Source organism: Pseudomonas sp. GW822-FHT06D10 (genome assembly GCF_058799535.1).
Genome location: NZ_JBXALN010000001.1, coordinates 1,020,381 through 1,038,807 on the forward strand (window position 1 = coordinate 1,020,381; position 18,427 = coordinate 1,038,807).

The following is an 18,427-nucleotide window of genomic DNA, read 5'->3' on the forward strand; positions in this document are numbered from 1 at the left end:
TTGCGACCGCAGGTGCCGGGGACGGGCCGAGTATGGAGCGCCGCGACGCGGCAAAAAATCACTTCGATGGGGTACCCCTCAATGGGTAGTGAAACGCGCCTGACCTTGCAGGACGTGGCCTGGCACGACGCCGTGGGCCGCGTTATCGAGACCCTGGACCGGGACAATTTCTGGAGCGCCCTGGTGCGCCTGCTGCAGCACTATGTGCCGGTGGACAATTGGGTGGTGCTGGTCTTCAGCGGCGGCCGGCCCCGGTTACTGGCCGAATCCCCGGCAACGGACGGCGAAGCCGACTCCCTGTTCCAGGACTATCTCAAGGGGCTGTACCTGCTGGATCCGTTCTACATCCACGCCAGGGAACATCCGCGCAGTGGCCTGTTTCGCCTGCAGGACGTGGCCCCGGAATGCTTCGAGCAGACCGATTACTACCAGCGCTATTTCTGCCTGAACGTGCTGACCGACGAGGTGCACATCAACATCCTGCTGGACGGCGAGCGTACCCTCAGCCTGTCGCTGGGCAGCCAGTCGCGTTTCAGCCCTGAGCAGACTGCCCTGCTGAGCCTGGTGCAACCCTGGATCGCGGCGCTGATGCGCCAGCGCCTGCATTTCGAGTCCGAGCCCCAAGCCACGACGCCCAGCGCGCCCAACTGGCAGAGCCGCCTGGAACAGGCCACTGCCCAGTTGAGTTCGCCCCTTTCGGCGCGGGAGTTGGATGTGGGCCAGTGGTTGCTCAGTGGCTGCTCGAACAAGGAGATTGCGCGCAAGCTGGGGATTTCCGCCGAGACGGTCAAGGTTCACCGCAAGCACATGTACAGCAAGCTGGGGATCAAGTCCCAGTCCGAGCTGTTTGCCCTGTTCCTCCAGGCCCAGGACGCCTGATGCCTGGCCGTGGGGGCGCAGCGGCCAGCGCCCCGCCCCCCGCAGTTTCAGGCATTAGAAGCGCAGGTAGTTACCTCGCCCCGGCGCCTGGTAGGCCATTTCCGAGAGCCCGGTCCAGACGTAGCTCGGAGCTGTCCACTGGACCTGTGCGTAGCCGTAGGAGCCATGGCCATAGGCCGAAAGCACGGCAGGAGCCGGCTTGAGCGCCACGCTGGAGACAGGAGTCGCCGCTGCGCCGGACTGGCGTGGAGGCTCGGCATAACCGCCCCCCAGTACCCCTTGATTGCGCTGGCTGCCGACCCAGTTGGTGAGCCTGCCGCGACTGGTGATGGTACCGCTGGCAGTGTTGTCCAGGCGGCTGCCCAGGAGCGTCAGGGAGGCGCCACTGTGAATCACCTTATCGTTGAACAGCGTGCTGTTGTTGAGGGTCATGGACTGCTCGCTGCGCAGGGTGCCGTGATTCTCCAGGGCGCCGTAGGCAGTCAGCGAAGCGCCGCTGTGGATCAGATTGTCGTTGAATACCTTGCTGGCGTTGAGAGTCATCGCCTGCCCGCTGCGCAGGGTGCCATGGTTTTCCAGGGCGCCTTGCAGCGACAGGCTGCCGTGCGCCACGAGCGACCCCTGTCGACCCTGAAGCGTGTCGCCGTTGACCGAGACCCGGGCACCCGAAACCCGGCCCTGGTTGTCCAGGCCGCCGGTGATCGACAGTGCCTGCCCGGCTTCCAGGACCCCACCAGCGGCCACCTGCACCTTGCCATCAGCGGTGACAGTGAGGTTGCCGGTCAGGGCCTTGACCTGCCCCGCCACATTGACCCCGACACCGGCGGATCGGCCCAGCATGCGGATCGAGTCCGCGTGCATGCTGCCCAGGCGAGCCACATCGATGGCGACCTCGGGAACAACCGTCTCAGCCACCACCTCCGGCACTGAAACGCCAGCCGCCGGCACTGGCGGGCCGGAAACCACCGGGGTGTTGCCCTTGCCGAACTGGCTGCTGTTGAAGGGTTTGTCGGCAAAGTCGGAACCCGATTGCACCTGGCCATTGATGATGATCTGGTTGCCGGTAAAGCCCTGCTCCTTGCCGTTGATGATCACCCCCACCGCGGACTGTCCAGCGCTGCCGGAGCTGGCCAGGGACAAGGTGTTGCTGGCACTCACATCGCCCTTGAGTGCGGACAGGTTGAGCTTCTGCGCCTGCAGCGCCGCATTCAACTGAATGGTACGGGCTACCAGGTCCACTTCATTGGCCCCGGAACCATCCAGGCCCGCGCCTTCGATACGGATCTGGCCATTCTCGGTATGCAGGCGCGCAACTCCACCCTGCCCGTCCAGCACAGCGTTGCCGGCCACCAGGGTCACTCGATTGGCATTGATGAACCCCGCGCCCTGGGTGGAAATGCCGTTGGGGTTGGCCACGATCACCCGCGCATTGGCACCGGCGACTTCAATCACGCCGTTGAGCTGGGAGGCCATTTTCCCGGTTACCTCGTTGAGAATAACGCTTGCCGACTGGCCATTGAGCAGGCTGTTGCCGGCTATGGCGCCGCCCAGGCTGGTCTGCACACCCGTGGTGCTGTTGTTGAGGATCAGCCCGGCCTGGCCGACGTTGAACTCGGTGAACTTGTTGTGGGACAGGCCCGCACCATTGGCAGCGACGATGTTCACCAGCGGCGTGCCGTTGCTGGTCGAGAGCACCGGTCGCAGCGCCGCGGACGGGTCCACCACCAGCCCGGGCTGGGCCAGGGCGCTCTGCTCCAGGAGCGGCAGTGCCAGCAGGATGGCCAGCGCCAGGCGCTGTGCCCCGAAAGCGGGCTGTGGCAGGTGCGGGGTAGATTTATTCTTGGTTTTCATATTGATCTCGGTGGTGTTGTTGGCATAAGGCGTGCGCTTGAATCGGCGGGCACGCGGGTAACAGGTTCGGCGGTGGTGGCACCTCCTGGTTCAGGGCTGGAAGACAGGCCGCTTGGCGAAACGCTATGGCCTAGAAGCGGCTACGCAACGAGAAATCCAGGGTGGGAGTACGGCTGTTGAGGTCGTCGGGCTTTTTCAACGGCAGGCCCAGGGCAATGTCGTAGCTCAGGGCGCTGAAGCTGCCGCGCAGGCCGACGGCGCTACCGATCAGGGTGCGCTCCCCTGACCGCAGGCTGGCGCTGGGTACTACCTGGCCGGCATCCAGGGCCGTGTAGAACTGGCTGCCCCAGCCTGCCGCCACGGCCAGCTCGTTGCGCCAGGTCCAGCCACCCGGGCTGGCCAGGGTGCTGTTGCCATCGAAGCCGCGCACCGTGTAGCGGCCACCGATCTGCAGGTACTCGGTGGGCGGCACCGGCACCGGCGCGTACTGCACGAACAAACCGCTCTGGTAGCCCAGCATGCTGGCGCCCACGCCAAGGGCACCGGCCACTGCCGCCTTGCCGGTGAAGATCCGGTAACGACCGTTCCAGTACTGCTCCTCGTAGACCGCCCCCGGCGCTGCGCTCATCCCGGGCAGGCTGCCGCGCAGGCCGAGTTCGAAATCCAGGGTGCTGGCGTTCCATTTTTCCCGGTGGGCCATGCTCAGTTCATAGCCGGTGATGTCCCGGTAAAGCTGGCCCAACTCGGTGTTGCCGACCCAGGCCCGGTCCTGGCGACGCACCAACCGCCCCTGCAAGGTGCCCCGGCTGTGGGCCGAGCGGTAAGTCACCAGGCTGAGGCCGGCATCCAGACGTCGGGTCCTGGAGATGAACCCCAGGCGCTGGTCGGCGTCTTTGAACAGTTGCTGGCGGCTGCCCCACTCACTGGCGCCCAAGGACAGCGCGGTGTAGCCCAGAGGCAGGTTCCAGGCCAGGCTCCTCGACCAGGAACCCAGGCTGTGGTCGGCGAATGCGCTGTCCGAACTGGCGGTCAGCAGCAATTGGTCATACAGGGCCAGGGGCGAATCGATCGCCAGGATGGCACCCAACTGATTGCGCCCGGTGGCGTCGATGCCGGCGTTGTCCAGGGTCAGCATGCCCATCACCCGGCGTACCTCCTCGGGTTGCCGGATGACGATATCGGTGCTGCCCAGGGCCGTCCCCGGAATCAGGTCAAAGGCACTCAGGGCCTGCCCCGGCAGGCGCCGCAGGTTTTCCAGGGCCTGGTCCAGGTCGCGCACATTCAACAGTTGGCCCTGGCCGGCGGGAAACAACGGCCGGGCCCAACCGATACCCTGGGGTTGCTGTTCAATAGTGCCGATCCGCCCGGCGATCACTTGGATCAGCAGGCGTCCACCGGCCAGGTCCTGGGCCGGAATGGCGACTTGAGTCGTAAGGTAGCCACGCAGTATCAGTTGCTCCGCCAGCCAATGGCGCAGCAAGCCCAGGCCGTTGCCGCCGACGCACTGGCCAATGATCGGCGAGGTAGCGGTCATCCAGGTAAAGGCCTCGGCGCCCTGCCACTGCACCGAGCGGATCAGCACACAGGGCGACTCGGCCGGCAGGCGCAGCGAGCTGCCGGCCACCGGGGCCTGTTCGGCAAGCATGTCCACCGGTTTCAAGGCCTGGGCCTGCAAGGCTTCCAGTTGCTGGTCCTGATGCCGCGAGCCATTGCCCAGTGAGCCCAGGGCCGGCGCGCCCAGGCCCTGTTCCAGAGGGGCAAGCAGCACCAGGGCGATCAGGCCGCGCAAGGGCCAGGGGCCTTTCCATCTCGACAACTGAGGTCTCTCCGCAGGATGACAATGCAGCCCCGTCCGATGAGGGTTGGAGGCATGTCAGGGCAATTGCGGCGAAGTCTAAGAGTGGATGTTGCGGCCCCGGAATAAGAGTGGGAGACAGCGACTCAAGGAATAATCGTCAAGACTGTGCAGATAAATCGAGCATCCGGTGCACAGTCTCAACCCCGTGTGCCTGCTCCTGTCACTGGCCCCGTGGTCGCCAGCCGACCTGCTCCAGGGCAGCCAGCAAGCGTTCGGGAGTGAGCGCAAGGGCCTGGCTGCCACAGCCCGACAGATCGCGAGCGGCCAGCATGGCGTTGAGAATGGCCTCTTCCACCGCATCGGCGGCCGCCACGAACAGCGCTGAAATGTAATCGTTGTTGACCATCTGCAAGGCGCTGGTCGGAGCACCGGGGTGGCCGTGATTGGCCACCGGCAGGTTGCGATTGCCCACCGAAAACGCCAGGAAGATGTCTCCGCTGGAATCCTCGGTGCCTCCCCCGACCCGCGCCAGGCCGATGCTGGCCCTCTGCGCCAGGCGCGTGCACTGGTGTGGCAGCAGGGGCGCGTCGGTGGCGATGGTGATCACGATCGAACCCATGCCGGCCTCACCGACCGGAGTCGGGCCCTTGAACGGTGACGCCACGTCCCCCAGTACCGTGCCCACCGGGTAGCCGGCCACCCGCAACGCTTCGCGCACTCCATAGTTGGCCTGTACCAGGACGCCCACGGTCCAGCCACCCTGCTCCTGGCTCAGGACCCGCGAAGATGTGCCGATACCGCCCTTGAATTCGTGGCAGATCATGCCGGTGCCTCCTCCGACGTTGCCCTCCGCCACCGGCCCGGAACTGGCCTGGCTCAGGGCTGCGTGGAGGTGTTCGGCCGTCACGTGCTGGCCCCAGATATCGCTGAGCACGCCGTCGTAGGTTTCCAGCACCACCGGCATGCACCAGTAAGTATGTTGCCTGGCCATTTCTCGCTCGGCCGCCACCAGGGCGTCACGCACCACGCCAACGCTATGGGTGTTGGTGTAGGCAATGGGTGTGGCCAGCAAGCCAGCCTCGCGGATCCACTCCAGGCCCGTGGCATCGCCGTTGCCATTGAGCACATGGACCCCGGCGAAGCACGGCTCCAGGTGGGCCGAACCGGCCCGCGGCTCGATCACTGTGACGCCGGTATGGATCGACGCATCGGCGGTTTCCAGGTTGAGGGTGTGATGGCCGACACGCACCCCCGGCACATCGGTAATAGCGTTGTAGATGCCGGGGGTACCGGTGCCGAGGGTGATGCCAAGGTCGCGTATACGCATGGTTGCGGTCTCCACTGTCGAACAATCAAGGGGTCGAAGTGTAAGAATCCGCACAACCGCTGACGATTACCCCGTTGCATTACCCCCGGCGGGTTAGCCGCTCAGAGCTGGCTGATCAGCCGCTCGACCCGTTCGATGAATCGCTGCAACTGGCCCTCCTCCAGCCTGGCACCATGGCCGCCCACCGAGGCTTCAAGGCTGGCGCAAACCAGGATCAGGCTCTTGGCCTTGCCCACTGCCAGGGCACCGCGAATGCGGTGCAACTGGTCCATCAGCTGCACCTTGTCGCCCCCTGCCAGCGCGGCCTTGAGCGCCTCCAGGTCCTGGCCGATGGTGAGCTGGAACAGCTCCAGCATGCGCTCGGGCACGCGCAACGGATCGTCCTGGGGTAGGCCCGTTGCCTGGACAGCGTCGGCAACCACGTGCTGCAACGGGATCTCGATGGCCGCCTTGAGACACAAGTAAAGCCCCTGGATATCAATCGGCTTGGTCAGCCAGTTGTTCATCCCGACGCGGATGCAGTGCTCCCCCTCCTCGCGCAAGGCGTTGGCAGTGACACCGATGATCGGCGTGTCCAGGTTGCGTTCGCGCACGCTCTGGGCGAAGGCATAGCCGTCCATGAGCGGCATGTTGACGTCGGTGAGGATCAGGTCGTAGGCCTGCTGGTCAAGCAGGTGCAAGCCTTCGATGCCATTGCTGGCCACATCCACCAGGCAGCCGATGGTTTCCAGCTGTTCCTTCATCAGCAACTGGTTCACCGGACTGTCCTCGGCCAGCAGCACGCTCAGGCCCAGCGGTTGTCTGCTCGCTACACCGGGCGTGGTGTCGGGCTCGCACACCTCCCCCGTCAGCGCCATGTTCAAGGCCTGGAGGATGGCCGGCAGGCTGTGCTGATTGACCAGGATGTCCTTGCCTATGACCTGAGGCTGAAGATTGAAATCGTGCTGGGCAAAGACCTTGGTTCCGGCCCAGTCCAGGCCGGCCAGGGCTTCAGGCATCACCTCCAGCATGACATCGGGCATGTCGCCCGGAGCCTCGGGCTGGGTCGACACCCGCGCCCCGTGCTGCTGCAACCAGGCGCCGAGGCTGGCGCTCAGATCGGCGAACGGGGTACGCAGGTGTACGCGCTTGCCCTGCAGGCGCAGGTCCACTGGGGCGGCCCCCTCGGACTCCGCCAGTTCAAGGTCGAGGGCGAAGCTGAATGTGCTGCCCTGGCCCTCTTCGCTGCTGAAACTCAGGTGCCCCCCCAGCATCTGGCCGAGGCTGGCGCAGATCGGCAGGCCCAGTCCGGTACCGCGTATGTTCGGCTGCCGGTTGTCCCGCTGGTAGAAACGTTCGAACAGGCGCGCCTGCACCTCCTGGGGTATGCCCGGCCCGCTATCGGCCACCTGCCATTGCAAGCGAGCCCGGCCCGTTGCGCACGGCACCTGGCTCAGGCTCACCGCCACCCGCCCGTGAGCGGTGAACTTGATGGCGTTGCTGATCAGGTTACCGACGATCTGCCGGATGCGCAGGCTGTCCCCCAGGACCTCCACCGGCAACGGCTGGTCGATGCAGGCGTACAGCGCCAGGCCCTTGCTCGCGGCCATGGCCGAAAAGCCCCGCAGGGTTTCTTCCAGCAGCTCCCGTGGGTTGAACCTGACCGATTCAGGCACCATTTGCCCGGCCTCGATCTTGGACACATCCAGCACATCGCTGATCAGTTGCAGCAGCAGCGTCGATGAACTGTCGATGGTGCGCAGGTAGGCGCGCTGACGCTCGCTCAGGTCAGTCATCGCCAACAGCTCCAGGGTCCCCAGGGCACCATACAAGGGTGTTCGGATCTCATGGCTGACGGTGGCGACGAAGTTGCTCTTCTGCTCGTTGGCGGCATCCGCCGCATCCCGGGCCATGATCAGCGAGGCCGCGGCTTCGCGGTGCGACGTGATGTCGGTAAAGGTGCACAGCAGCACATCCTCACCCTGGTAGTCGGTGGGCGCAAAACGCACGTACAAGGAACGCGGGCCGACTTCCAGGCAGCCTTCTCCCGAAATCGGCCGGCCCTGGTCGAACATTTCCCAGTGCTGCATCAGCAAACGCAGGTCCGTGGCTTCTCCCAGCCAGGCCCCATACAAACTGTTATGCGTTACCGGCTGCAGCGTCGGGCCCCTGACCACACACAACGCCAGCGGTACGGTCTGCAGGATGGAGTGGTTGAAATCATGGGTAACCAGCAATTGCCGAAAATCGCTGCCGGCCGGCTCCACCACCCGCCGCCGATACCACTCGATCACTCCCCAGCCACCGAAGACGCACGTCAGCAGCAGCCCCAACAGGCTCAGCAGCGGCCAGAATCCGTCCTCCAGCAGGCTCTTGTAGCTGATCCGGTACAGCGCCTGCCAGGTGCCCTGGGTACCGGCGCTGCGCTTGATCAGCAGCCCCGATGCGCTCAGGTGCAAGCCGTTCTGATAGTCCCGGATTTCACTGTCGGCAGCACCCACCAGCAAGCGCCCGTCGGGGGCCAGCAGGTCGATGGACTCGAAGTCCGGCCGCTCATAGAACTGCCTGTCGATCCGCTCGCCGAAATCGTTGAGCTCACTCAGTTCCAGCAGGGTGGCTGCCACCACCTCACGTGGCGCACGCCCCGCCACCCGGTACTCGTCCGCCGTCTGATCGAGGACATAGGCCAGCAGGGCCTGGCGCCCGTTCATCATGAACGGCTCGGCGGGGCTCCAGCGCACGATCAGATCGCTGTTTTTCGGTGGGTCGCGGCGAATCGCCGCCTTGACCCGGCTCAGCACCGGCAACAGGTCGGGCTGCGTAGCGCCAACCTGCTGCGGCTGGGTTTCGATCCAGGGAATGGCGATGTCGAAGTGACGGTCCAGGTCGAACAGGAACATCTGTGGCGCGGTAAAGGAGGAACCGATCCAGAAGTCGCTGTAGACATTGGCAAGGCCCCGGGCCAGCCCCAGCTGCCGGTTGATGACCCTGGGGCCCAGGCGGTCGGTGTGTTCGGGCAGGACCACGGACACCTTGGTCAGGTACTGCGACGCCAGGCCCTCGTAGATGCGCACATCACCCTTGGGCATTTCCGTGAAGATATAGCCCCGGTAGTCGGTCTCGGGCCGGTAGGTGCTGGAACCGCTGCTCTTGATGGCACGCAGCAAAAAGGTCTCATGGTCGTTGGCCCGGGCCACCAGGCGCAGGAAGTGGTAATTGACCTTGACCAGTTCACCTCGCATCACCTTGTAGGTCGCCCAGTAACCGGCACTCACGAAAAACACCAGTAGCAGGAAGGAAATCACCAGGCCGAGGTTCAATCGCAGCGACACGCGCTCCAGGCGCTTGACCCTGGATTGTCTATAGACCATGGGAGGGTGAACCGGCGAAACCTGCTGTTTGTTGCATCTCATGCTCCCCAAAGGTCCTTCATCAACATCACCCCGCACCCGCGAGGGTCACGCACACTACCTGAACTTGTTGCCATTGTAGGAGCGGTCCTACATTTATCATCGAAAACGCCGACTGACAGTCTGATCGAGCTACGCCAATGTGGGTAGACCGTATTGGATCGTCGAGCACCATGAAAAACTCCTTCCTCAACCGCACCGCCTTGCTTGACCGCGCGCCCGTGCCCGCGGCGCGGCGAGCGCAACACGGGACGCCCAGATCCGACGCCGGATCTTTCAGCCCTGTACCACTGGCCGCCCCCAGTGCCGATGAAGTGCTCCTGGGCCTCAGGCGCCACGAGTTCGTCGCCTATTACCAGCCCAAGCTGTCACTGCTCGATGGCAGGCTGGCCGGGGCCGAAGTCCTGGCGCGCTGGGACCACCCCGAGGCTGGGATACTGGCACCGGAGCATTTTCTGCCCGTGATGTGCCAGGCCGGCCTGGTGCACCTGCTGTTTGCCCAGCTCTTCGAGCAGGGGCTGCAATTGCAGCAGATCCTCGCCGAACTGAGTGTGACCATGGAGCTGGCGTTCAACCTGGAGCCCCAGCAGTTGAGCAGCCCAGGGTTCAGCAAGGGTGTCAGCGATCTGTTGCGCGAGTACCGCTGCCCGGCCGAAGGCATCATGTTCGAACTGACCGAGACCGGCTCCATCCACTTGCCCGCCGTCAGCCTGAAGAACCTGCTGCAACTGCGGGTGCTGGGCTGCGGCTTGTCGATGGACGACTATGGTCGCGGCTTCTCTTCGCTGGAGCGGCTGTGCGACCTGCCGTTCAACCAGATCAAGCTGGACGCCTCGTTCGTACGCAAGCTGGACTCCCATCCCACCTGCCGCAGCGTGGTGGAAAGCACCGTGCGACTGGCCGCCACCCTGGGCCTGTCACTGGTGGTCGAGGGAGTGGAGACACCAGCGCAGATGAAGCAGCTCAAGGCCCTGGGTTGCCCCGTCGTCCAAGGTTTCGCCATCGGCCGGCCGATGCCGGAGCAGCACCTGATCAACTACTGCCTGCACAACGCCCGCTCGCGACGTTCCATAGCCTCTGCCTGAGTAACTTGCCCATGCCTTGCGATCCATGGAGCCCGCGCCCCTTCATCTCGCCCCCCTAACCGACCGCTTTATCCCTGGTAGTCGTCCTATGTTCATGACCAAGTCACTGATCACGTCCTGCGTGCTTTGCCTGACCCTGTTGCTCGCCCTCCGCAGCCACGCAGCGCCCGTGCCGGACCACCTGCTCCTCACCAGCCAACTGGCCAGCGAGCCGCAGAAACTCCAGCTGGACGCCGAAGACTGGGCCTGGTTGCGGGAGAAGCGCCGGCTGGTGTTGGGGGTCGCCGGGCCTTCCTCCCTGCCCATGGATATCATCTACAGCAACGGTGACTACGAAGGGGTCAGCGCCGATGTGGTGGCCCTGCTGAAACAGCAGTTGAACATCGAGATCCAGGTCCTGGGCTTCGATGACGCCCAAGACGCTCTGAGAGCCCTGCGGACCGGCAAGGTCGACCTGCTCAGCCGCGCCAGCGACTACCAGCGCCAGACTCCAGACACCGCCCTAAGCTTGCCCTATGCGCAGAACGCGCCTTCGCTCTATCGACGCCAGGGCGATGAGCGAAACCTGCCCGAGGACCTGCGGGGGATGACCATCGCCGTGGTCCAGGACTACCTGCCCGCGGAGCTGTTTCGCAGCCACTTCCCCGAGGCGCAGATTCTCAGCTACAGCAGCGCCGCCCAGGCCATGGCGGCGGTGGCCTTCCAGGGCGTTGACGGCTATATCGGCGACTCCCTGAGCGCCCACTATCTGATCAACCACAGCTTCTTCAACTACCTGAAATTCAGCCGTTTCATCGACCTGGAATCCGGGGGCTACGGCTTTCTCCTGCGCGCCGACGACCAGCGCCTGATGCACATCCTCAACCGCACCCTGACCTCGCTGGGCGCCTTGCGCATGAGCTTTATCGTCAAGCGCTGGACCGGTGGTGGCATCGTCATGCCCGAAGACCGGGTGGTCCTCGACGATCAGGAGCGGCGCTGGTTGGCTCGGCACCCGGTAGCCCGGCTGATGATCAACGACGACATGGCCCCCTCCGCATTCTTCGATGCCGACGGGCGCTTCAACGGGGTGATCTCCGACCTGTTCGAGATCATCACCCAGCGCACCGGCCTACGCTTCGAGGTGCAGCGCACCTCCAGCTTCCAGGGCATCCAGAAAGCCTTGCGCAACGGCGAAACCGACCTCGCGGTGCTGACACCGAGCATCGAGCGCGAGGAAGCCTTCCGTTTCACTCACCCCTTTGCCACCAGCTCCTTTGTCCTGGTCACTGCCCAGGGCCGGCAGGACATCGCCAGCCTCGCTGCGCTGTCCGGAAAACGCCTGGCCATCGCCCGGGGACATGTGCTGAGCGCCAGCCTGGGCGTCGATTACCCGCAGATTCATCTGCTACGCCCTTCCAACAATCTGGAGGCAATGAGCATGGTGGCCAGCGGGCAGGCGGACGCCGCCGTCATGGCGCTGTCCATGGCGCGCTACTACACCGCGCGCCTGTACGAAAAGAAACTGCGCATCGCCGCCATCCTCGACGGCGATGCCGCCACCGCCAGCTTCGCCATGCGCCGCGGTGACACCCAGCTGCAGTCGATCCTCGACAAGGCGATCCTGAGCATCCCGCCCGATGAATTGAACGCCATCACCATTCGCTGGCGGGCCAATGCCGCGATGAGTGGCCAGAGCTGGCGCGACTACGGGCGGGTAATACTGGAAATTCTCGGCTGCGCTCTACTGGTGATGACGGTGTTCATGATCCGCATCTTCCAGCTGCGCCGGCAGATCCGCCGGCGCCTGCTGGCCGAGAAAGCCCTGAGCGATCAGTTGCAGTTCCAGCGCACCCTGGACGACTCCATGCCCATTCCCATCTACGTGCGCGACCGCAAGGGCCGCCTGCTGTCCTGCAGCCGCAGCTATATGCAGGTGATGAACCTGCGTCAGGACCAGGTACTGGGCAAGACCGCCCTGGAGATGCCCATCGAGCACTTCGAGGTGGCCCTGGCCCTGCACAACAGCTACCTGCAAGCCATGGACAGCGGCATCACCATCGAGCGCCAGTATCAGATCGTCATTGCCGGCAACAGCCTGTGCATCGAGCACTGGATCCAGCCATTTCGTGACTCCTCGGGCGCTATCAAGGGAGTGATCTGCGGCTGGCAGGATATTTCCGAACACCAGCGCCTGGTCCACGACCTGCAACAGGCCAAGGGCCAGGCCGATGAAGCGAACCAGGCGAAAACCCAGTTCCTGGCCACCATCAGCCATGAAATACGCACCCCCATGAGCGCGGTGATCGGCACACTGGAGCTGGTCCTGAAACGGGCCGATCAAGGGGTGCTCGACCGCTACCACATCGATGTCGCCCACAGTGCGGCGAAGAACCTGCTAGAACTGCTGGGCAATACCCTGGACATCGTGCGTATCGAATCCGGGCGCCTGAGCTTCTTTCCCCGGCGTACCCGCCTCAAGGAACTGCTGGAGCCCGTGGCCCGGGTCTTCGAAGGCCTGGCGCAACAGAAGAACCTGGAACTGCTGTTGGAAATGGACGCGGGCAGCAATCTCGATGTGCTGATCGACCCCATGCGTTTCAAACAGGTGCTGACAAACCTGGTGAGCAATGCGATCAAGTTCACCGATCAGGGCCGGGTGAGCATCCGCCTTGAAAGCGCACTCGATGGCGAGCAGATGCTCGACATCAAGTTGCAGGTACAGGACACCGGCCGAGGCATCTCGGTGGAGGACCGCCAGTTGCTCTTCCGGCCTTTTGCCCAAGTGGCCCAGCCCTCCCTCGGTGGCCAGGGCGGCAGCGGCCTGGGCCTGGTGGTATCGCGATCGCTGTGCGAAATGATGGGCGGCGCCCTGGAGATGCTCAGCACCCCAGGCAAGGGAACCACAGTGACCGTCACCCTGCGCCTGAAAGTGCTGGAGCCGGTGCCCGAGGCCCCCGCGCCGACAATCAACAAGCTGCGTTTCGCAGCACAGCGGGCCACCCGAGTTCTGGTGGCTGACGACAACATCCCCAACCGGCAGATGCTGCGGGCCCAGTTGGAGTTCCTCGGCTGCCAGGCGGTGGAAGCCGAAAACGGCGTGCAGGCCTTGCAGCTATGGCAGCAGAATGCGTTCGACCTGCTGATCACCGACTATCACATGCCACAAATGAATGGCGTTGAACTGGCCCTGGCCATTCGCCGCGAGGAGCATGAGCAGCAACGCCCGCGCACCCTGATTATCGGGCTGACCGCCGATGCCCAGCAGGAGGAAATAGAACGCTGCATCAATGCCGGCATGCGTGACTGCCTGATCAAGCCGGTGAGCCTCGCGACCCTGGAAGAGCGCTTGTCGACCTTGTTGCCCCAGGACCAGGCCCAGACACTGGCCTACGAGGAATCCCCGCCGCCCGGCGCCATCCTCCAGGCCCATGGCGATGCCAGCCAATCCCTCAACAAACTGAGCAACAACCCGACACTTCAGCAACAGTTGCGCCTTGAACTACTCAAGAGCAATCGCCGGGACCTCGAAGAGCTGCGGTGGTTATGCGAAGAGATGAATGTCAACGCCCTGGTGCGCCTGTCGCATCGTATCCGCGGCAGTGCAGCCATCATGCGCAATGCCCGGCTGACACAACTGTGCAAGGACCTGGAGCGGGCTTGCACGGAACACAATCCGGACACCTTGCCCGGCAGAACCGCGGAGCTGGAAGCCGAGCTGCTGCGGATCGAAAAGGCTTTCGCCCTGCCGCACTGAAGTCCAGGCAAAAAAAGGCCGGCGCAGGTTCTCCTGCGCCGGCCCTACCGGGGGTCACACCAGGCCGTTGCGCTTGGCCAGTTCCACCATGGCGATCAGGTTTTCCACGCTGAGTTTCCTCTGCAGGCGCACCTTGTACGTACTGACCGTCTTGTGGCTGATCATCAACTGCTGGGCTATATCCTGGTTACCCATGCCACGGGCCAGCAGCTTGAGCACGGTAATCTCGCGATCGGACAGCTGTGCCAGCTTGAGGCTTTCCTGAGACGCAGCCTGGGAGTTGTCCCGCAGCATGTGAATAGTGTTCGCCGGAAAATAGCTGTATCCGGCCAGTACCGCCTTCACCGCCCCGGCCAGTTCATCGAGGCTGTCGTCCTTGCACACGAAACCTGCGGCTCCCGCCTGCAGCGAGCGCATGGCAAAGTTGCGGGCGTCGCCCGAGGTGAGGATCAGCACCTTGGTGGAGATACCGATGGAGGTCAGGTGCGCAATCACCGAAAGACCGTCCATCTTGGGGATGCTCAGGTCAAGCACGATCAGGTCAGGCAGCAACTTGCGGATGATTTCCAGGGCATCCACGCCGTTGTCGATTTCCGCCATGATGGTATGCCCTTCACTTTCGAGCATGACACGCACGGCCATGCGCATCAGTGGATGATCGTCGACTATGACTATGTTGCCCATGATTTGGTTGTTCCTGATTTCTTGACTCGGTGGATGATGCCGTAGGCGACTTGAGAATAATAGTGAATGCATGGCTTGAAAAAGATTATGCGAAACAGGCTAGTCACTAGTGACGGTAACTGAAACTGCCGCATTGCCTGCTCCTGGGATTACCTTGTCTTCGGTGCGGATATAACGAACGTCAAGCACTTTACTGATTTTTGTGGTGCCGGCCGGCGTATAGCCAATAACATTACTGGACGAGACGCCTAGATTAAGGAGCTTCCCGGCATTCATCAGTTGCAAGGCGACTCCCGAAGGTTGGGTGGCGTGGGTAGTAAATGTCAGGTTCGACGAGTTACTCCAGGGGGTGGCCATATCAATCATATTGACGCTGATTCTATTGCTGCTCATGCTGCTCTCGCAGCCTATATCCAGGCGGACTGTTCCCGCGTCCACCGTTGAGCCTCGAACTGGCAGTGCCGATAAACTGATTTTTTTCAGTTTCACTGGAGCATTATTATAAAGCTGGCAAGTTCTCGCCATGACCAGAAATGAAAAGTCCAGCGCCTTGGTTCCCCAATAACCGAAATTAACCGAAGGATCACCATTGTTGTAACTGAGCAGCCCGGCAAACAGATCTTGCCCGGTGATGCTGTATAAGCCCGGAAACAGCTTCTGCGACGGGGAGTAATACCGCACATAAATGATCATCCCGAAGCCGGCAGCTCCTGTGCTGCTTACAGATACGGGCGTGCGGTTCAGGTCGCCCAAAGGGCGAGCTATATTATCCGGACCAGCAGCCTTGGCGATGAACATCACATCAGCGGAACTAGTCTTGTAAAGCTTGTAGTTGGCGCCCTCGAAATAGAGGCTCTTCCCCGAGTCGCCCGCGGTTGCATAGATGTTGTTAAAGTACTTCCCATATGCCACCAGACCGCTACAGGACACCAAGACCGTTGCTGATGCCCAATAACTGGAGAGCATTCCTGTCGCTCCTTGCGAGACTTCCGGTATCGCCGGTTGAAGCGTCTGGCCAAGCACCTGAGAACATCCGGCAATGGCGTACGGGACACCCCCCAGAACCATGCACAGCCATATTCTTGCAAAAAAAACACAAACCAGCTTCATCCACTTACCTCGAAGCCATCATTGGCTACTTGAACTAATTACTTCAGTGCTCGCCATCAAGGCCTTCGGAGTACTGCAGGAAAACTCAAACTTTTCGTAAATCATCTCTTTGTTCGCCGCGGGCAACTCATAATTCACCTTGCAGTGCTTTGTACCCCAGCGAACATCCAGCTCACCTTTATCCCCGATACCAAACAGCAACAGCCTGGACAAGTTGTCGACGACACCCAGCAAGTTTCCCTGGGAGTCATAGGCCTGAGCGCCAAATGGTATTTTCTGGCCATCTACTGTGTGCAGGTCGAACTGCAGGCGGCGCCCGGACGTGGACTCGAAGCGACTCTTGACTACCGCACCCCGGGTGGGCACCACCATGCGCGAACTTTCTTGTATTTCTACATCACTGCCCAGGGTGTCGCTGTCAAGGCTGATCCAGTTGTAGCGATAGGGTTGTACATAGGGAACGATGGCATAACCCTTGTCATCGGTACGTGTGACAGCGCTGCTATCGACCCCTACCCCCTTGACCCCGGATACCTCGACCAGGGCAAAGGTTTCCCCCACCGAGGGGCCCAAGGTGATGCCATTTGCGTGGGCCACCAGCGCACCCGCAGCGCCCAGACTCATGTGCTTGCTGGCGGAGCCTTGGCCGTAATTGCCGCTGACCTTCGCTGCGGGCCCATCCCAGCTCAGGTCGAGGTTGGCGGAACGTCCACCCTGCCGGCTCTGGCTGCCCTGGACCGAGTAGTTCCAGGCATTTCGCTGATCCAAATTGCCCGAGACTCCAGTCTGAACCGACGAATCCCCCTGGGACGACGACGTCACACTGCTATAGGCCCGCTGGTGCCGGCCCGAGCCACCGAATGGCACGCTCAGCGATGCGCTGAGCTGGTTATCGGCGCCCTGCTCCATGCCCTGGCCTTCTGTACGCGAAAGGGCTAGGTTGTAGCTGACGTCCAGATAGTTACCGTTGTAGCCGAACTGCCAGCGCCGGGTACTGCCCTGACGATTCCAGTAGCTGGTTTCTCCCATGCTGGCGAACAGCGAACCCGATTGCCCCAGGGGTTGGTTGACGTTCAGGTCAAAGCGGCTTTTCTGCCGTCCGTAATGGCTCCCACCGACGTCGCCGGACTCCTCCACATGCTGGCTGAAGGTCCGGTAGTTCTCGGTGGAGTAGCGATAGCCAATCATGGTGAAGCTGGTATCGGTGGTGCCCAGGGTCTTGGAGTACAGAGCGCGGGCACTCTGCCCCCGGCTCATCTGGCCCCGCAAGCTCTCGGAACTGGATTGGGTCACGTCGAACGACACCCCGCCCCAGGGCGAGTTGATGCCCAGCCCCAGGTTCAGGGCCTTGTACCCCGTGGCCGCCAGCAGGCCGCCGTAACCGGTAAAGTTGTCGCTCATGCCATATACCAGGGTGCCTTGGCCGAATCCTGGCGCAGCCTGGTCATGGTTCTTGTATTGGCCAGCGGCAACACTGTAGCGAGCACTGCCGTTGCGGATCATGACCGGCAGATAGGAATAGGCCTGTGAATACTGCCGTTCGCGACCGTCAGCCTCGATGATCTTCACCACCAGGTCGCCGTTGGAGCCACTGGGATAGATGTCCTGGATCTCGAAGGCGCCCGGCGAGACGCTGGTGGAGTAGATGACGTAGTTGTTCTGGATCACCTCCACCGTGGCGTTGGTCTCGGCAATGCCACGCACCACCGGTGCGTAACCGATTTCCTCATCCGACAACATGCTCAGCTCGGAACTGAGCTGCACCCCGCGAAAACGCACGCTGTCGAAGACCTCGCCCTGGGTGTACAGCTCTCCCGCTGCAAACCGGCCGTTCAGAGAGGCAACATCCCGCTCGATGTAACTGCGGTTGCTGCTGAAGGTGTCGCGCACACCGGTGTAACCCGACACTGAAGACTCGTTGCGCAACCGCCAGGCACCCAGGTTGAAACCGTTGCGCAACCCCAGGAAGCGGTAGTCGTTGTGGTAGCCCTGGCTGATATTGCGGTTGAAGTTCAACTGATAGTCGGTGAAGAGCGCGGTAACACCATCGTCCCACAGGGAGCGATCCACCGAATGACCGGCACCGCGCTGGATGTATGCCTGGGGCACGCTGATCTTCAGGGCCAGAGCGCTGACATCAAACTCGACGCTGGCACCACTGACCAGCCTGGCAATGTCGATGATCGATTCATCGCTGCTGTCGGTAGCAATGAGCCGCTCTTGCGCAAGCCGCGAAGTATTGATGCCCATTGCTTTGAGAGTGCCCAGACTGATCTGCGGGCGTACTTCAGGCGAGTTGCCTGTTGCAATGAAGGTGACACTCTGCCGAACTACCATCGCTTGATTGAGATAGATATCGACGTTGTAGTTTCCAGGGGAGATACCACTCCCCGATTCGAAGTACTTCAACTCTACCGGGGCTCCACCCTTGTTCAGGAAAACCTCATTGAACTCTACTGACAACGCGGCCACAGGCGTGGCCATGCTCATGAAAAATAAAAAGGAACAACCTGTATTCTTCAGATTGAGCTTTTTCCTGAAAACGTGCACAGGCGCAATCCCTTATAC

The 18,427-nt window shown here is 62.4% G+C and carries 10 protein-coding genes; 3 read left to right on the plus strand and 7 right to left on the minus strand.

Annotated elements, in window-relative coordinates; genetic code table 11:
• Positions 1-81 precede the first annotated feature (81 nt).
• Positions 82-879, plus strand: a complete 798-nt coding sequence (locus AC1RL5_RS04435; RefSeq protein WP_065364034.1) for a LuxR C-terminal-related transcriptional regulator — start codon at positions 82-84, stop codon at positions 877-879.
• A 54-nt stretch (positions 880-933) separates the two neighbouring features.
• On the opposite strand, the gene AC1RL5_RS04440 is transcribed toward AC1RL5_RS04435, so the two are convergent.
• The 4 genes from AC1RL5_RS04440 to AC1RL5_RS04455 form a co-directional block, all read right to left on the minus strand.
• Positions 934-2,730, minus strand: coding sequence for a two-partner secretion domain-containing protein (locus AC1RL5_RS04440; RefSeq protein WP_492588879.1), 1,797 nt, complete (start codon positions 2,728-2,730; stop codon positions 934-936).
• Between the two features lie 130 nt (positions 2,731-2,860).
• Complete coding sequence (locus AC1RL5_RS04445; RefSeq protein WP_072450371.1) at positions 2,861-4,546, minus strand: ShlB/FhaC/HecB family hemolysin secretion/activation protein; 1,686 nt, start codon at positions 4,544-4,546, stop codon at positions 2,861-2,863.
• Between the two features lie 202 nt (positions 4,547-4,748).
• On the minus strand, positions 4,749-5,855 hold the full coding sequence (locus AC1RL5_RS04450; protein ID WP_072450373.1) for a DmpA family aminopeptidase: 1,107 nt from the start codon (positions 5,853-5,855) through the stop codon (positions 4,749-4,751).
• 101 nt (positions 5,856-5,956) lie between these two features.
• Positions 5,957-9,247, minus strand: coding sequence for an ATP-binding protein (locus tag AC1RL5_RS04455; protein WP_492588877.1), 3,291 nt, complete (start codon positions 9,245-9,247; stop codon positions 5,957-5,959).
• 170 nt (positions 9,248-9,417) lie between these two features.
• Here AC1RL5_RS04455 and AC1RL5_RS04460 point away from each other — a divergent pair, with 170 nt between their 5' ends.
• Both AC1RL5_RS04460 and AC1RL5_RS04465 read left to right on the plus strand, forming a co-directional pair.
• A complete protein-coding gene (locus AC1RL5_RS04460) occupies positions 9,418-10,329 on the plus strand; it encodes an EAL domain-containing protein (protein WP_176876695.1) in 912 nt (303 codons plus the stop codon).
• Between the two features lie 94 nt (positions 10,330-10,423).
• Positions 10,424-14,065, plus strand: coding sequence for a transporter substrate-binding domain-containing protein (locus AC1RL5_RS04465; RefSeq protein ID WP_176876697.1), 3,642 nt, complete (start codon positions 10,424-10,426; stop codon positions 14,063-14,065).
• A 54-nt stretch (positions 14,066-14,119) separates the two neighbouring features.
• On the opposite strand, the gene AC1RL5_RS04470 is transcribed toward AC1RL5_RS04465, so the two are convergent.
• From AC1RL5_RS04470 to AC1RL5_RS04480, 3 genes are all read right to left on the minus strand, one after another.
• Positions 14,120-14,749 (minus strand): response regulator transcription factor, encoded by a 630-nt coding sequence (locus tag AC1RL5_RS04470; protein ID WP_065364027.1) that lies wholly within the window; start codon positions 14,747-14,749, stop codon positions 14,120-14,122.
• A 99-nt stretch (positions 14,750-14,848) separates the two neighbouring features.
• Complete coding sequence (locus tag AC1RL5_RS04475) at positions 14,849-15,715, minus strand: fimbrial protein (protein ID WP_072450379.1); 867 nt, start codon at positions 15,713-15,715, stop codon at positions 14,849-14,851.
• A 162-nt stretch (positions 15,716-15,877) separates the two neighbouring features.
• Positions 15,878-18,409 carry a fimbria/pilus outer membrane usher protein gene (locus AC1RL5_RS04480; protein WP_072450382.1) on the minus strand — a complete coding sequence of 844 codons (2,532 nt, stop codon included), beginning with the start codon at positions 18,407-18,409 and terminating at the stop codon, positions 15,878-15,880.
• Positions 18,410-18,427 lie beyond the last annotated feature (18 nt).